Origin of the sequence: Halosolutus gelatinilyticus (assembly GCF_023028105.1) — an archaeon.
In the GTDB taxonomy this organism is placed as follows: domain Archaea; phylum Halobacteriota; class Halobacteria; order Halobacteriales; family Natrialbaceae; genus Halosolutus; species Halosolutus gelatinilyticus.
The window spans coordinates 1966387-1983690 of the sequence record NZ_CP095491.1 but is presented as its reverse complement, the minus strand read 5'-3'; the positions used below and the strand labels follow the sequence as shown (position 1 = coordinate 1983690).

Below are 17304 nucleotides of genomic sequence, written 5' to 3'. Positions count from 1 at the left end.
TTCCGACTTTATATAATATATTTTATAACAAGTGTGGACGGGAGGTGTCCGGAATTATTCACCGGTTGCAGCCGCGTTCAAGTGGTATTCCTTGATGGGGTCACGGGGTGTGTCCGGAATTACTGTCAAAATTTTTGTGATGGCAGAAGAGTCTATGTATCTGGAATACCAGCGGTAGTCCAACCCGTTCATCACGAATTCGCTTATCAGATATCATCACTAAGAACTATCAGCCTCACAATCTAACCACCGGGTTTATGTCAATAGCTTCGAGTTGCTTATCAGATGGCAGCAATGGAGGTTCTGTGTACAGCGGATATTCATATTGGGCGTCGTCCGAGTCGACTTCCCGACAAATTCGCTGCAGCCGACTTCTCTCCCCGGACGATCTGGGCTGATCTCGCGGAAGCAGCTGTTACTCGGGGAGTGGACGCGGTTGTCGTTGCGGGTGATCTCGTCGACAGCGAAAATAGGTACGCTGAGGCGTTCGGTGCGGTTGAATCTGCGGCTACTACGCTGGCGGAGGCCGGTATTCCGCTCGTTGCTGTGGCCGGAAATCACGATGCAGACGTACTGCCAGACCTGGCCGACGCAATCGATCACCTCCAGTTGCTTGGTCGGGACGGGACGTGGGAGCGAACAGTCCTTACTGACACCGACGGTGAGGCGTGCCTCCATGTTGATGGCTGGTCGTTCCCGAGCAGGTACTATCACGAGAGTCCCGTAGCCAAGTACGACCTACGCGACGACGGTGTTCCGCGTCTCGGCGTCGTGCACGGAGACGTGAGTGAAGAGGACCGGTACGCCCCGGTCGCCGTGGATGACTTGGCGACGAGTGGGCACGCGGCATGGGTGCTTGGTCACCTTCACGTCCCGGGGACACGTCACGAGAACCCGCCAGTCTTGTATCCGGGGTCCTTGCAACCGTTGGATCCGAGCGAGACGGCCAGTCACGGTGCGTGGGTTCTCTCGGTCGAGAGTGACGGGACAGTTACGACGGAGCCGCTTGAGACGGCAACACTGCAATACGAAGCGGTTACTGTCTCAACGACGCCCGAGCAAGGGTTTCACGATATCGTTGATGCTACGCATGAGCAGTTGCGTGAGGTAGTTACGGAGTGTGGCACCGAGACGGAGTTGCTTGCGGTCAGTCTCGTAATCGAAGGGCGGACAGACGAACACACTGACTTGCGCAGCCGACGTGCCGAACTTAAACAGATCGAGCGCACGGATGGCGGGATCACAATACGGGTGATCGATGTTGCGATTGATACGAAACCCGCGATCGATCTCGCTGAACGTGCCGGTGAGAATGATCCGATCGGGTACGTGGCCGGGTTGCTGCGGGCACTCGATGGTGACGAACCCTTGGACCCTTACCGGGCCGTTATTGAGGCCGCACACAGGCGTGTCCGCGAGACGCACGATTCCAATGCGTATCGGGAGTTGAAGAGCCAGGATGAGACGTACGCGCGGCCGACGGAAACGGAAACGAAGGATGTAGTTCGCCAGCAGGCGCGGCAGCTCGTCGAAGCGTTCAGTGAGCAACAAGGGGGTGATGGGCGATGAGTGAGCCAGCCCCGACTGACGCCGACCTGTCCGAGACGAGTCGTGAGACGGCGGACGGTCGAGAGACGCCTGTTACCGTTGACGCCGTGACACTTGACCGCGCGCCGGGGTTCGAGACGGCAGGGTTTACGCTCGAAGAGTTTTCGTCGGGAGTTAACGTTGTATACGGTGCGAATGCGGCTGGGAAATCGACGCTCGCGGAGGCGATCCGTTGGTCGTTGTGGCCCGATGAAGCGCCGGCCTCGGCGACGGTTCGGACTGACCTGACGTACGATGGAGAGTCGCGGCGGATCGAGCTGCACGGAGGTGTGAGTGAGGACTTTCGTGACGGCGCACCCGCGGACGCGATCCCGGTGCCGTCGCTCGATGGTGGTCGTCGGTACGCATTGTCGCTGCACGATATGCTACAGGAGGAAACGGACGACGGCGAATTCGCAAGCGTCATTCAACGCGAGTCGACTGGCGGGTTCAACATTGACGCAGTCCGCGACAAGTTCGGTCTGGTTAACGGGGCCAGCCCCGCCACACGAGGGATTAGCGAGACGAAGGATGCAGCGGCGGCTGTCGAAAACGTCGAGAAGTTGCGGCGCGAGGCCCCGGATCTCGCGGCGGAACGAGCAGAGCTCAGCAAACTCAAAGAAGAACTGGCAGATGCTGACGCCGCGAGAGAGCGCGTCGACCTGCTTGAGACGGCGGTCGAGTACAGGAAGGCGCAAGACGCCTACGATCAGAAACAGAAGGAGGTAGCGTCGTTCCCGAACGAATTGGCGGCTTTCAATGGTGCTGAACTGGATGAGGTCGACAAACTTGAGGAGCAGGTCGACACCCAGATGGGTGAGGAGCGAGAGGTGGCCACGAAGTACCGTGAGGCTGCTGAGAAACTCGCAGCTACGGAACTCCCTGAGGACGGGGTCACCGATGAGGTGCTACAGGCCCTTCGGGGGTATCGGGATGAGCTCGATGACGCTGAAGACGAGCGCGATCGCTTGGAGCGAGACGTAGCGGAGGCAAAAGCTGAGCGCGACGAGGTACGGGAGAAGATTTCGCTTGATCTTGACGATGAGGCGCTCCGGGAGATCAGCACAGACGATTTAGTTGAACTCCGGTCGTTCGTCAGCAAGGTGGCTGAAGTTGAAGGTAAGCAGCAGGTCGAAGCCGCCGTTGACGAGTGGCTCGGCGACGAATCGAAGGAGCGGAGGGATCGTGAAACGCTTGAGAGTGGGCGGAATGCCCTTGAGAACTGGCTTGCAGCCCCGGCAGAACAAGACAGTGACAACCAGCGGAATCGACGCCCCGTTGCAGCGGCTGTCGTGGCTGGGGTGCTGACGGCGCTCTCAGGTGTCGTGATTGCGCTGACGGTGAATCCAGCAGGGATTGTTCTGACGGTACTTGGTCTCGCGCTCGCTGGGTACGCAGCGATCACCGCGAGGGGCGAGGAGGGCAGTACGGACACTGCGAGGACGACGCACGCAGAGACGTTCCGGCAGACTGGGTTGGAGGAACCGGATTCGTGGGAAGCTGACGCGGTCAGAGACCGTGTCGCCGCTCTTCGTGTGCGTTTGAGTGCCGTTGAACTCGACAAGCAGGAGGCCAATAAACGGGATGAGATCCGCGCGCAGTTTGATATCGAGGACGTCAAGGATGAACTGGAGACGGCCCGACAGCGGCTTCAGGACCGGTTTGACACTGAGGTTGATGACGACATTGAACTGGCGGTGACGGTCGAGCGTGTCGAGCGTTGGCAGGCTGCTGACGAAACTGTCACCGGGAAACAGGCGGCCCTGCGGGAAGCCAAGACCCAGGTTGAGACATCCCATGAGCAGTTCTGCGAGACGATCGAACCGTTCACGACCGAGACGTACCCATACGTAGTTGAGACGAGTACCGACGCAACAGCCGCCATCGGGAGTCTCGAACAGCGGCAACGCGACTACGAGGCTGCGACGCAACGGCTCGCAGAGGTTGATGGAGGGGTCGCGCAGGCCCGTACCGATCTTGAACAGTACAGATCTGAACGAGAGTCACTGTTCACCGAACGTGGCTTGGAGCCTGGCGACCGAGACCGTCTTGAAGTACTTTCTGAGCAATACGCAGAGTACAAGGCAGCCGTCGAGGCAAAAGACGAAGCTGAAACAACCCTCCGGAATCGGCGGGAGGACCTTCGTGCCTTCGACGACTACGACGAAGCGATCGAAGAGCGAGATCTGGACGACTTAGAAAATGAATTAGGCGAGAAGCGGAAGGTTGCGGGCCGCTACGACGAGCTGTTGGAGGAGAAGACGGCGCTGGAGAAGGAAATCGAGGATGCGAAGGCATCGATGGATATTGAGGCCGCAGTTCAAGAACAAGATGAGGCTTTGCGGGCTCTTGAAGAGGCGCTCGAAGCGGACGTAGCTGACGCGGTGACGGATACACTGCTTGAGTTCCTCGAAGAAGAGACGATTAGCAGCAACCAGGAGCCGGTCTTTCAGCGGGCGGACGATCTCCTGCGGCGGATTACTGATGGGCAGTTCGAGCTCAGACTGGATGACGGTACGTTCAGGGCGTACGATACGGGTGAACAGCGGCGGGTTGACCTGAACGATTTGTCGAGTGGGACGCGCGTGCAGGTGCTACTCGCAGTTCGGGTGGCTTTCGTCGAACATAGAGAGCAGGAGACTGCACCACCGTTGTTGCTTGACGAGACGTTGGCACCGTTCGACGACCGACGAGCTGAAACTGTCCTTGACAGCGTGATTGACCTGGCCCGGGCAGGCCGGCAAGTGTTCTACTTCACGGCGCGGCACGACGAACGCGCACGGTGGGAGACTCGTCTTGATGAGTCAGATGTCGAGTACAGTCTCCAGCAGTTGACGCCGAGCGACGGGCACGACCCCGTCGCGGAACCGCCAGCAATTGAGACTGCCGGTGCAATCGACATACCAGCTCCGGACGGCGCGGATCACCGGTCATACCGTGAGCGACTGGAAGTGCCGACGTTCGACCCGCGACAGGGCGCTGCGTCGGCACCGCTCTGGTACGTGACCGAAGACCCCGAAGTACTGTACCGACTCCGGACAGCCGGTATCGAACGCTGGGGGAACCTCCGAGCGTTACTAGAGGTCGGTGCCGTCGATGGGCTCCTGTCGGAACCGTCCCGAGAGCAGGTCCGACGGCACGGTGCGGCACTAGAAGCGTTCGTCGAGGCGTATACTGTTGGGCGCGGGAAGGCGGTTGACCGCGACGTGTTAGAAGCCACCGACGCAGTCACCACAAAATTCATCGACGAGGTGAGTGAGATCGCGGACCGTGTCGACGGCGATCCAGAAGAGATTCTTGACCGGCTACCTGATGTCTCCCACTTTCGCCAGAATAAAATCGAGGATCTCCGAGATTACCTCCGGCAAGAGGAGTACCTTGACCCGCAGCCGACGCGACCAGACGAACAAATCCGGTCAGCGGTGGTCGACACTTACTGTCAGCACGGGCTGGAACCTACCACAGCAGCAACGGCCGCAGACAGACTTCTCGATCGGATTTCGACAAACCCTGATCCGAGTGAGAATGCGGACTGAGGCCGCTTTCGACTGAGACGGCAGATTTCCGGTGGCGTGACTAGCGGCCGCAGCTCAACGACTCGCACAGGAGTAGTCGGTTATTCCTCCCACTCGATGGGGCGTTCGATGATTGGATCGTCGTCAAAGTCGAAGCTGCGGAGATCTACCTGGACGTTCCGATCGCGTGTTTTGCGTTGCCGGTTCCGTAACCGGTCGAACGGTTGTGGTATTTCGAGGAGTTCTGCATCGCCGCTGTTGCCGAGTCGAATGTTCCGGGCTACGTAGAGGTAGTAGTGCTCGCTGAGCGGCCCGCCTGCGGCTTTCCATTCGTTCCACGAGAGGGACGGCTTCCTCGTGTTCTGGCCGGACGTTTTGAGTTCGATACAGCGGTCAATCACCGGGCCGTCGTCATCGGTTCGAATCGTCAAGACGTCGAATCCGGGCCAGTCGCGGTCAAGCGGATTTTCTGCGGCAGAAAGACCGCGTCGCTCTGCGAACCGATGGATAGCGCGTTCGAGGAGATCCGAGTTTTCACGTTGCTTCCCGTACTCTTCTGGCGTATGGACATCGAAGACCTTCGCTTCCGAATTTGGTTCATTGGCCTCTCCAAGCCGGATCCGCTCGGCGTCTAGCGTAACATCCATGCCGAACGCGTCGATCTCGTCACGATACTCTTGGGACGCCCCACCACCTCCACCGTTTTGCCTATTGGACGCGGAACGATCGTTCCCCGAGGGCTGGCGACCGCCGTTGTTGATTGGCTCTGTGGATACGTCGGCGTTCCGGAGCGATTCGGCGATTTTCCGGTCGCCGATCCGAGTGACTGCGTCGATACTGGGGATGCGCGAAGAGTGTGCGCTGGTTCCAGTCGTGCCAGTAGATGATTGCGATCCGCCATTGCTTGCCGCGGAGTGCGTGTTTCGGTTGGGATCGAACACCCCGTCACGATCTGGTTCAGGCGTTGGTGGGTGATCGGCATCGCTGTCTCCGGTTGGTGAGTCCTCGGTGGTGCTTTCGAAGAGCGTGACCCGAGTCGCCTCAATCTGGCCGTTCGGGACTTCGCTCCCGACGGTTCGGAGTCGCTCGTGTAACGCGGTAGCTGGCGTTGCGTTCCCGAACGCGTAGTCCACGAGGTTGTTGACAGCCTCGTAGTATTGTGGGACATCGAGCCGGTCGGTATACGCCCCTGTGAGTGCGTCGACGAAAGCCTCTCGGTTGAGCGTCACGTCGATGAGGATCGCGTCAATCATGTCGCCGTCGCGTTCAATATGGTACGGTTGCGGTTTCGGGTCGAGATTGCGGTTCCAGCTGCCGTCGGTGAGTGTGATGTTGAGATCGAGGTCGGTGACGAACACGATGTTCTCGAAGAATGCCTGGGTTCGGGTTGTGTCTTGGTCGACGAGCGCGGATGACGGTCGATTCGTTCGGAGTCGGAGGACAAGCGCGGCGAGGACTGTTTGAAGCCACGCGGTGTCGATTTCGAAGCCAGAGATTGATATCGGAAGAGAACGATCATCGCCGTATCCGGGCTGTTTCTCGACAGCGGTTCGCAGGTCGGTCGCACCGCAGTACTCGCCGAGACTGACGGCTTCCGGTTTGAACATTGCAAGGAGTGGAACACCGAGATTTCCGTAGCGGTCACGACTGCTCCGTGACCGGATGAAGTAGGTATCGCCCGCGCGTTTGAGGGCGTACTCATCGTTAACCCGGCAGAGGACGAGTGCGTCCGCAAGCCCGCTTTGTTCGGGATCCCACTCGCCAGTGATCTGGTTGCCGCGCGTTAGTCCCGGGAGGAGTTCAGCGACGCGTGTGTAGAGTAGTTCGACAGCACTGCTGTACTGGGCGAGTTCGTCATCGGTCCACGCGAGTAACTCCCCCATACGACTGACCACGCGTTCGGCGTCCTGTGGCGAGAACGTGCCTTGCTCTAGCCGCACTCCGATACCGAGTGTGTCGGTGAGTTCTTCGAAGCTGACGGTCGTTTCGCTTTCTCTGGTTGGAAAGTCCACGTCTACGAACGGCAGCAAGGGCCGCACTCCGTTCACGTTGAGGCTGAAGCGGTCACGGTCGTTGCGTGGTAGACTCCATGAGGCTGTGGGGCGCGCGGCATCGAACGCTGTCGGAACCCAACGTGCTTGCCGGAGCTGCCACACCCACAGGTTCCAGCCAAGTGTCTCTTGCTCGTCGTCGTTGAACACGTAGCTGACGTTACTGCCGCGCCACCGTTCGTTGGTGAATTGCGCGACAGTCGCGTGTCGCCGCGCGGAGAGACCATTATCCCACCACCGCGTGAGGTGCGTGAGGAGACGGCTTCCCACAGCTTCCGATTGGTTTGCGGCCGAGAGGATTTCCGACGCGTACTCTAGGGAATTCACTTGGAACAGGTACTGTTCCTCTGGGTCAGGGATCTCTGGGGTTACCGCGCCCGCGAGGTGGTCGCGGTATGCTTGCCACTCTGCGTCGGTGAGTCCGGTGTACCGATGATCGACGGTGTTAGTACCGTCCGTTCGGAGATCCTCGGACGCTGTAACCGTTGAGTTCGACGGTCGGCTAAGGCCTTGCGTCTGTCGATACGTCTGCTGTTCACCTGGTGCGAACAGCGGGAGCGGACGGAGGTGTTCGAACACACTGAGCCACGAGAAGAATGCTGTCCACGCTTCGAGCGTCTCTGAGCAATGTTCGTCATCGTCAGTAGTGAACCACGTAGGTGGAGCCAGGAACTTCGGATCGAACCGTTCGGAATCAGTTTTGGCGGCGACAGCGTTGAGGAACGGTTCGATGTGAGCGTCTTCTGGGCGGTCAAGCGTGGTTTGCCAAGCGGAGCTGAAGTACACGCGGTGTGCGGGATGCCATTCGACTGTGTCGCCCTCTGTTGGCTGTGTTGGGACGGGCAGTTGTGCGAGCGCCGAGAATGGCTTCTTGGCGGACTGGTAGAGGAGCGGTGAGTCGGGACTGCGGTCGTTTTCAGGTGACTGGACGTCCGTCATCTCACGGATCGTTCGTAGTACTGAGCTGGACGCGAGGACAGACGGGTCCGCGTTCGGTGAGTTCGGTCCAGGGAGATGTGGGCTGATCGCGGTGTCGAACACTTGTGAGAACAGGTAGTCGTTGATGTCCCAGATCGCCTGAACGTCGGCGTCGAAGTTCGCCGGGAGTACGTCGTCCCGAAGCGGTGCCGAGCGGTCGGCGTTTGTGCCGTGGTACAGTTCACGCGGAAGAAATTCGAGCGTCGGGAGGGTGTCCGCTGTAATGTCGCCCTCGGGTGGCATGAAGATCGTGCCGGTCTCGTTTGAACCGCGTATCGCGTACTTCGTTTCCCCTGGGCCGGTTACGATCTCGACGGGGAACACGTCGTGTCGGCGGCACGCTTCGTCAAGGGCTGAACGGTCCTCGTCGCTCTCCAGCGTCTTCCGCAGACGAACGAGATACTCAAGGACCGGATCGACTGTGAGGCGGCACGGCTCGTCGTCATCCGGTGGAGTTCGGCCGAATTCACGCTCGTCGACGACGCGGAGAGGAGGATTCACAGAAACAGCAGCGAGGGCTCCAGGTATCGACGGCGCGTCGTACTGTGATGCACCATAGGCAACTAGCGTCTGGGCGTGCTGGTGGGTCGATAGTTCTGTTGTCGGGACTAGCGGCTGGTCGTCAACTTGACTGTCGCCCGACTGGAGGAGTGACACGAAGTCTGCGCCTAAGTCCGGGAGTTGTGCGGACGTTGGAGGTACTGTGCTGTCATCGATGGCGACACACCGGTCAGAGAGCGCGCTCGGTAGGAACTTGACGGACGTGAGTCCAGTCTTGATCGCGTCGAAGAGACAGTCCTCGACTGTTCCCTGGGCGAACGACCAGTCGCGGCGTTGCCCTAGCGACGGGTCCAGCGTGCTAAGGAGGTCCCCCGCCGATGTCGCGGACTGGTCAACAAACGAAATGACACGATCTGCGAGGAGCTCGCCGACTGCCGTAAACAGGAGGGCGTTGAACTGGCCGTCGTACCCGCGCGAGTCATCGTAATTGAGTGTGAGGTTTCGGCGGGACGTGTCTGACTGGAAGGTCCCTGTCACGAGCGCAGGGATTGGACTGCGTTCTTTCGTTGGGAGGAAGACGTGGAGGTACGGTGGTTGGTCGTCAGTGTCACCGTACACGGGCGTGAGTTTCCAATCCTTTGGGCGAAGGGAAGGCGGGGAGTCTACGGGTGTCGCAGTGAACGCAATGCCAACGCTCAATTCGCCCATCGCATCAACCTCTGGTTGGGTCAGATCCGCGTGGTTCGATATCTGTTCTCGGTCAAGATCAGTCCGTTCGAACAGGCAGAACCACTCTGTGCGTGTACCCCCTGGGCCGTCCATTGTGTCTGTGGAGAGTTCGATGAGGGTCGCGTCACAGGCAGTCATATCGTGTCGAGCAATTCCCCATTCCCACTCCTGTTCCGAAGAACTGATCTCGATCTTCTGAAGTTGTGGGAGCAGCGCGACCGTGTTCGCGTCAAGTCCGTCAAGCTTCGCACGGATCGATTCATGGTGCCGTGCAGGGTCTCGAAGTGGGAGTTCGAATACGGTTGTAAATCCGTCGTTCAGAAGTTCGTGGACGCGGGACGGGGTCGTTGTCTCGTGCGGAAGGCAAAGTAAGGGAACTTGCTCAGCGACGAGTGCGTCGTCCCGTTCAGCCGAAATATCATCGTTGTCATTCAGTAGAGCAGCTGTCGTCTCTCGGTTGAACTGTGCCTGGACGTTCTCTGAGTATACACTCGGGTTGTCCGTGACGCCGAGAACGGACGTGAACCCGCGGCCCTTGTGGCCGATAGTCGTCTCGCCAGCTTTCGTCGTCCGGGTCGTGAGCGTCAGTGCGTAAAGGTCCTTGAAGGAGAACGCCGTACCGTTGTTCGCAACGAGGAGCCTGTCCTCCGTGAGTTCAAACCGTACCCGTGGTTCGTCGGTGTCGTCCATCTCGTCGACGGCGTTCTGTAGCAACTCAAAGACGAACCGACCCTCATAGTCAGCGCGGTCCTGACGTTCAGTACCCGCGTCAGCCTCAATTCGATCCGGATTACTCTCGTAGGTGTCGACGTGCCGGCGTTGAATATCCGAGATAGAGGCCGGCCCGGAACCGTTCATACACATTGGTGTCGAGTCAGAGATATATAACTCAGGGATGTGGTGTTGTGAGAGTGGCAGAGGACCAGAATTCATCGAATTATGGCAACCTTGGAATCTGCTTAGCAAATCAAGAGAAACAGCCAGAATGGAAGATAACAAATTCTTGCTTCGTCCCCCTGCATAACGAGTGACTCGCTCTCAACGACGCTCTTTGGTAGACTGTCGGTAATGACGAACCGGTACGGTGCCTGGTAGTCTAACTCCTGTAGCTCTTCACTGTCGGATTTGGTGTGCTGGCCGGATTCAGGGGTGAATTCTTCGGTGATTGTTTCGGCGTTGCCAGTGTATGGGTGGTAGGAGAGGATGAAGGGGAGGACGTGTCCGTTGCGTTGGAGGATGTAGTCGACGAGGCCGGATTCGGTTTCGGTGTATTCGACGTCGTATGCTCCGACGGTGAAGGCGAGGCGTTTGGCATGGTCGAAGGCGACGGTGCGGGCGAGTTTGTGTTCGAATTCGTGGTTGAGCGTGTCTTGTCGTTCGTACGCCTCGAAGCCGTGGTGTTCCTGGCGTTGGGAGAGGAGGACGAGGTGGCGTGGGTTGCGGAGGTACAAGCGGGTACGACGGTAGCGTCGGAGGGAGTAGTCGTGGGATTCGGTGACGGCGATGCCTTCGTCGAGCACGTCGAGGTAGTTGTCGACGGTTCGCCTATCGACGCCGATCTGGTCGCTGAGTTCAGTGTACTGGAGTTCTTCACCGGCGTTGGTGGCAGCGATGGCGCTGAGTCGGTGGAGGTTTTCGGGTTGTTGGATGGATCGGTGCTTGGCGAGTTCTTTGTAGAGGAAGAGGAGGAAGTGAGATTTTGAGAGGTCGTTCCGGATCGAGGGGACGTCTGTCTGGTGGAGGGTCCCGCCTGTTCGGAGGTATGCTCGCGCGGCATCGTGGAGGTTGTTTCGGTCGTCTGCATCGAAGATATCGAAGCAGAGTTCCGAGAGTGTTTCAACAGCTGTGTCGAGACTGGTCTCCGAATTCGTTCCGGAAAGCCCGGTTCGAATTGTTTTGATCGGCGATGGGCCGTCTAAGTCGGGTGATTGGAATTGTTCGAGTTGGGTTCGGAATGCCTCATTGAATTCGACACCTAGACCTTCGCCGGTTTGGACGGTGTCGATGAATTTCATCGGGAGGATGGGCCATGGGCCTTCGAATTCATCGACGGTGTCGGCGGTTTCGACGTTTGAGAGGGAGACCTGTGCGCGGACGTTGCCGGTTAGGAATACGTACGTATTGTCGTCGAGAAGGTCGAGTAGCTCTGCTTTGCGGTTCTCGTCGAGATCGAGGGCTTGGACGTCGTCAAGGAGGATGAATTTCTGTCCTTGGCGGGGTGCGACGTGGGTCTGGAAGTAGTCGATGACTTGGTTGAGGCGTTTGATGTCGTTGCCTGGGCGTTCCAGCTGATACAGAGAGTCTTCCAAGGGGATGTAGAGGACTTGTCTGGGGGAGAATGCGGAGGTGAGTTCGAGGTCTTTGTTTTGTTGTGGGAATTCAGTTGTGTCGAGGAGGGCTCCGACGAGTTGGTGAAGAAGCGTGGTTTTGCCGATCCCCGTTTGGCCGTGAATTGCGTAGACGAGACTCTCGACGTTGTCAGTGTAGTGGGTGTTGGTTCTCTTGAGGACGCGGTGGAAATCAGAGCGAGGGGTGAGGTCTGTGGCCTGCGATAGTTCTGGGGAACTGCCGTCACTCCACCACTGGTTGTGGTGTTCGGCGTCGTCGATGAACTCTTCTGCGCTCCCTGTCCCGAGCATAGCGATGATTATTCTGCGCTAGTACAAATATTCGCGCATCCAGATGTCCCTATTTTCAACTCTATCAGAAAATAGCTGTTCGCCGCGGTTTGTGAGGGCGATTCACAACCTTGTTGGGGTCCGGTGCTGTCTCCGAAGCGTCCCCGAACCGCATACAGTAGGATTATGATGTTGTGTTTCCTCTAAAACTCAGTTTTCGTGTTTTAGATTCGCCTAGTGGTAATCTATTTATTCGGGGAGTCCGTTGGTCGGTGTAGATGGCAGTGAAGGCCGACATCGAGGATGGGGAACAGATCGATATCTCACTGCGCGTCACAGGGACTGACGAGTGGGATCACGACGCCATCGCTCGGAAAGTTCAGTTGGCGGACGTTGAAGGGACGCCAGTGGAGTTGACCGTGTTCCACAATAACGAGATTGCAGATTTCGAGTGGAAGGTCGGGCGCTGGTACGTACTGGAGAACGTGGTCGGGAACGAGTACCGCGGAGAGATGCAACTCAACCCGGGGTATGACCTGATCGTCACGCCGCTCGACGAGCCACCTGCTGCAGCCGAGAACAGCGGGGCGGAGAACACATCGGCTGCGCAGTCCTCCGAGAGTGACGTTAGTGAATCTTCAACGGAGGGGGATCCAAGTGACGAGTCGGAGTTCGTTCGGGGGAGTGAGGTGACGAGCGAGCCACGGCCGACGGCAGATGGTGGCGGTGAACTGCTACACCAACACCCGTTGTCGGAAGGGAACTACCTGCTGCAGTTCGAACTCGGAAACCTCGCGGAACTCACCGTCCACGAATATGAACTCCGCGCAACCGGGAGCGGCGGGATCGACCCGGATGACTTCACGAACGGGATTGAGGGGTTCACGGCGAAAGCAGCGAACTACTACCAGTCACGGAGCAACAACCCGGTCACGACAGCAGATGCGTCCCGTCGGCGCATCTACGCTACCGAAAAGCTCCACAGCACGATATCGCTCCACGGGTACACTATCGAACCCGTCCACCAAGACAAGACGACCCTGGAGGCGCGCTCGTACACGGACGACGGCCCGCTCCAAGAGTTCGTCAAGCAGGACGTGAAGCGAGCTGTCGCTGGCCGCTTCGAGGTGTCGGGGATCGATTCGATCATCGAGCCAACCCCGCAGCGAACCGCGAACAGTGGGTTGTTCGAAGCCTATCGGAAGTACAAGTGCCGGATTCGTGTTGATGCTGACGGGACCGTGATTTGTGGCGTGAACGTCGCGTACCATCTGGAATCGACGTTCTCAGCCGCCGATTGGGTGCAGCGCGGCCATGACATTGCCGAGGTGAGCGTTGAGCACGACACTGATCTGTACGACAGTGCTCGCACGGCAACGGTCAAGGAAGTCATCGATATGGACTACGACGATGTGCTGGACGGGCCGGGCGTCCCGATGTCGGAGTACCACGAGAAGCACGTCGAGCAGGACGTCATCAACTCGATGCGGGCCGGTAATCCGATTATCGCCGATCTGCAGTACGGGAGCGGCGAGGATTCGATCTTCCCGCAGCTCTTGGAATACTGTAAGGTCATCCCAACATTCGACCAGTTGGGCCGTGTCGATGACACGTTCCTGGAGGTCATCCACAACGAGAGCCGGATGAAGCCCGAGGAGCGGTTTAACGTCGTCACGTCGTTCATGGATTTACTCGGCCCGACGCCGTACTTTGGCTTCGACCCTGTCCCCCAGCCAACGAACGCCGGGTACCGAGAACACCAGATACGGAACCGACCGAATCTTCGATTCGGGGGTGGACAGACCGGGTTCTACGGTGCCGGTGGGCTGGAACGGAAGGGATACGGCGTGTACAAGGCTCCTGAATCGTTCGACATCATCGCGCTGTACCCGGAAGATGAGGAGGACGACGCACGGCCGTACGTGCTCACGCTGCTCAACAAGCTCGCAGACTACGATGCGGGTCCAACGGCGTTCGATCAGGAGACCTACGAACTCGGCTCGGAGTTCCACTACTCCCAACACGCGCAGAAAGCGAGTGACTACGATGCGGCGCTGATCGTCGTGCCGGATGCTGACGAGGCTGCAGGAGCGGACTACGACGATCCGTATCCGGAGTTCAAGCGGCGTCTCGGACAACTCGGCGTGCCGAGTCAGATGATCTCCATCGACAATCTCGGCAACGACAACTACCGCGGAAACATCTGCTCGTCCCTCATCGGGAAAGCGGGCGGCGTGCCGTGGCGTATCGACGACGTTCCCGGGGACGTCGACGCGTTCGTCGGGCTCGACGTGACGTACGACCACGCGACCAAGCAACACCTCGGTGCGGCCGCGAACGTCATCATGGCCGACGGAACGATCCTCGCGTCAGAAGCCGTGACGAAGCAGGCTGGCGAGACATTCGACGAGGACGACGTGGCGAACGTCATCAAACACGTCCTCGAAATCTTCGCCGAAGAGGAAGGCCGGCCACCGCGGCACGTAGTCATCCATCGTGACGGGAAGTTCTACCTTGACGTCGAGAACCTCATCAAGCGTCTCGACAAAGCCCGCGATCTCATCCAACGGTTCGACCTCGTCGAGATCCGGAAATCCGGGAACCCCCGCATCGCCGCGTACGACGAATCGAACTCGCGGTTCGATATCGCAGAAAAAGGCATCGCCTTCCACGTCCACAACGGCGACCACTCCTACCTGACCACGACCGGCGGAAAGGAGGGCAGCCCTGGCACGCCGCGGCCGCTACAGATCGTGAAACGCCACGGGTCGACAGACCTCGACACGCTCGCGGAGCAAACCTACTGGCTGTCGGAAGCACACGTCGGTTCGCTGAGCCGGTCCACCCGCCTCCCCATCACCACGTACTACGCCGACAAGTGCGCCGACTTCGCCATGAAGGGCTACCTCACCAAAGGCAGCGTCATCCGCGGCGTCCCGTACATCTGACCATGCGCCAGCACAGACCCATGCAACCACCCACGTACCCGTCAACACACCGGTGACCCTCGCATGACCAAGACAGCATTCGAAGCAACAGTCGAGTTCGATGACGGCAGCACCGCCGACCTGGAGATGGCTGCCGACAAATCATGGGACAGCTTTCTGAACTACTTCGGTGACGCCCAGCATGTCTACTGCGTCACGTACAGTCAGTCCCCCGCATTTATCTACAAGATGTTTCAGAACCGGGACCTCTCAGTGGACTCCTTGGAGGTTATCGTTGGGGACAACCAGCACGACGACTATCGGCGGTCGCTGAAGAACACGAACAACGCGAAGAAAATCGCCGCGCAACTGGAATCACTGCGACGAGACGGTGATCTCCTCATCCACACCGTCGATTCCGCCCGTGTCCTCCTCCACACGAAGCTCTACATCGTCGAGAACCAGGACGGATCTCGCACACTCATCTGTGGGTCGGCAAACCTCTCCAAGCAGGCCTGGCAAGGGAGCAAACAAACCAACGTCAACATGGCCTGGCGTACCGACGGGGACACACCCGTCGACGAGTGGTTCGAACGGCTCTACGCGTTCCACAAGGACTACGCGACGCCGTTCATGGAGAACCTCACCGAGGAAATCGAGGACGCCGAAACGGCAGAAGAAGAGGCGAAGATCTACGACATCTGGCTGGGTGGCGACGAGTTCAGTGACGACCCCGTCGCCGAGCTAAACGCACGGCTCGACGAAGCAGTTGACGACGACCAAGTCAACACGTACAACGTCGTCACCGACGCCGAAGAAGCAGAGAAGGCGGTGTTCGCCGCCGAAGATACGGACACGGATCCGACCGAGATCAGTCCGGACAAGCGTGTCCGTCTCTCCCCGCAGGGCCTCGAAGACGCTATCTCGAATTTAGACGACACGCTGTCCGCCAATAACATCCGGATCAACGACGGTGAAATCGTAGCGACGCCAGCCGGTATCGCACGGTACAAAGAGACCTTCACCGGATACCCCGACCTCAACGTCGACAGGGAGGAGAACACGGTGGGGCTGCGGGTTGACGACTCCGTCCTCGAATTATCGGCTCCCCTCCCGGACGATCCGCAGGAAGTCGCTGACGCACTCGCCCTGATCGAGCAGTACGTCGAAACTGTCGGCGAGTTCGGAGAGACGCGAACGACGAAGGAAACGCGGGCGCACTTCTACGAGGGAGTTATTTACTTCTGCTGGGCTCCGTTCGCTAACTACTGCGCACATCACTACGCCGAATACGAATCTGCAGAGCTGGACAAGGACCTGCCGTTCCTGTTCCTTCATGGCGACAACGACAGCGGGAAAGGCATGTTCCTGCGGTTCGGGGCGCGGCTCATCTCGAACGGGTACGTACAGGAGGTCACGACCGGCGACGACTTCGTCAAAAACAACATCGAGCGCGCTCGTGCGTCGGACACTGTTTTCCCGTATATCGTTGACGACGTGGCGAAGTCGAAAATCGACCGGGACATCATCAAGTCGTACTGGGAGGGGAAGTGGGACGGTTCCATCCAGATGCCGACGTTCATCTTTTCCTCGAACGACTCGACGAAGCCAAAATCCGAACTCCGCACTCGCATGAAGACGCTGGATTTCAACGTCAACTTCTCCGAACTGGAGAAAGACGAACGGGAAGCGGCCGCGCAGATCGCGGGCCGGGCGGACAGCTGTAACCTGTTCCCATGGTTCGCTCATTTGTTCTTGCAGCGGGAAATCTCGCTCCCAGACCAGTCGGACCGGCTCGCGGATGCTCGGGACGTGTTTGCGGAGCTGTACGCGTATGCCGAGAAGGAACCGCCGGAGTACGTGCCCCTGGAGACACCCGCCGAGCAGGAGCACGATCCGGGCCGTCGGAAATGGATCAGTGCGCTGTCCGACGGGCTGTGTGAACTCGATTTCAAAGACGACGGACGGATCGTCGCTGATTTCTCAGCGAATCTGGACCAGCAGCAATGCTGGGAATTCCAGAAAGCTACGCCAGCACACATCCGCGCGGGCATTTACGGGCCGGCAGTCCAGTTTGAAAGCGCAAACAGGTTCAAGAACTGGATAGATGAGCCCGACGTTATCAAAAAGGCACGGTCCGATTCAATGTCTGCTAGTTCCAATGGTGTTCTGTCTCGACTCACTAGCGTAATCCGTACTTAAACAACATCCTACTCTTCGCCAGAGGCTACGCTGATTCGTTTCTGACATATATGGGGGCACGTTGGCGCTATATGTTGACTGTCACCTGATTGTACTAGTTTTTTGGTAGCAGGGTATGTCCCAGTTTGTAATGGATCCATACGAGGACATTACAATCTTTTCCCAAGCGATTAGGTCACATTTCTGGCGGAGGTCA

At 58.6% G+C, this 17304-nt stretch carries 6 protein-coding genes; 4 read left to right on the top strand and 2 right to left on the bottom strand.

Annotation, left to right across the window (positions count from 1 at the left end):
• The first annotated feature begins 285 nt into the window (after window positions 1-285).
• Together MUH00_RS09780 and MUH00_RS09775 are read left to right on the top strand one after the other, a co-directional pair.
• Entirely contained in the window at window positions 286-1569 is a 1284-nt protein-coding gene (locus MUH00_RS09780) for a metallophosphoesterase family protein (RefSeq protein WP_246997945.1), read from the top strand.
• Complete coding sequence (locus MUH00_RS09775; RefSeq protein WP_246997943.1) at window positions 1566-5123, top strand: AAA family ATPase; 3558 nt, start codon at window positions 1566-1568, stop codon at window positions 5121-5123. Before MUH00_RS09780 ends, MUH00_RS09775 begins: the two co-directional genes overlap by 4 nt.
• Window positions 5124-5203: 80 nt before the next feature.
• Here the strand turns inward: MUH00_RS09775 and MUH00_RS09770 are convergent, their stop codons facing one another.
• Window positions 5204-10219: a sacsin N-terminal ATP-binding-like domain-containing protein gene (locus tag MUH00_RS09770; protein WP_246997941.1), complete on the bottom strand. Its 5016-nt coding sequence runs from the start codon at window positions 10217-10219 to the stop codon at window positions 5204-5206.
• A 101-nt stretch (window positions 10220-10320) separates the two neighbouring features.
• Entirely contained in the window at window positions 10321-12000 is a 1680-nt protein-coding gene (locus MUH00_RS09765) for a DUF4143 domain-containing protein (protein WP_246997939.1), read from the bottom strand.
• A gap of 257 nt (window positions 12001-12257) precedes the next feature.
• Between MUH00_RS09765 and MUH00_RS09760 the strand changes: the two genes are divergently transcribed.
• Window positions 12258-14927, top strand: a complete 2670-nt coding sequence (locus MUH00_RS09760) for a Piwi domain-containing protein (protein ID WP_246997937.1) — start codon at window positions 12258-12260, stop codon at window positions 14925-14927.
• A gap of 63 nt (window positions 14928-14990) precedes the next feature.
• Window positions 14991-17108: a phospholipase D-like domain-containing protein gene (locus tag MUH00_RS09755; RefSeq protein WP_246997935.1), complete on the top strand. Its 2118-nt coding sequence runs from the start codon at window positions 14991-14993 to the stop codon at window positions 17106-17108.
• The last annotated feature ends 196 nt before the right edge of the window (window positions 17109-17304 follow it).

Bases quoted from the DNA above. Each gene is read 5' to 3' on its own strand.
- MUH00_RS09775 (WP_246997943.1), top strand. From the start codon at position 1,566: ATGAGTGAGCCAGCCCCGACTGACGCCGACCTGTCCGAGACGAGTCGT.
- MUH00_RS09760 (WP_246997937.1), top strand. From the start codon at position 12,258: ATGGCAGTGAAGGCCGACATCGAGGATGGGGAACAGATCGATATCTCA.
- MUH00_RS09770 (WP_246997941.1), bottom strand. From the start codon at position 10,219: ATGAACGGTTCCGGGCCGGCCTCTATCTCGGATATTCAACGCCGGCAC.
- MUH00_RS09780 (WP_246997945.1), top strand. From the start codon at position 286: ATGGCAGCAATGGAGGTTCTGTGTACAGCGGATATTCATATTGGGCGT.
- MUH00_RS09765 (WP_246997939.1), bottom strand. From the start codon at position 12,000: ATGCTCGGGACAGGGAGCGCAGAAGAGTTCATCGACGACGCCGAACAC.
- MUH00_RS09755 (WP_246997935.1), top strand. From the start codon at position 14,991: ATGACCAAGACAGCATTCGAAGCAACAGTCGAGTTCGATGACGGCAGC.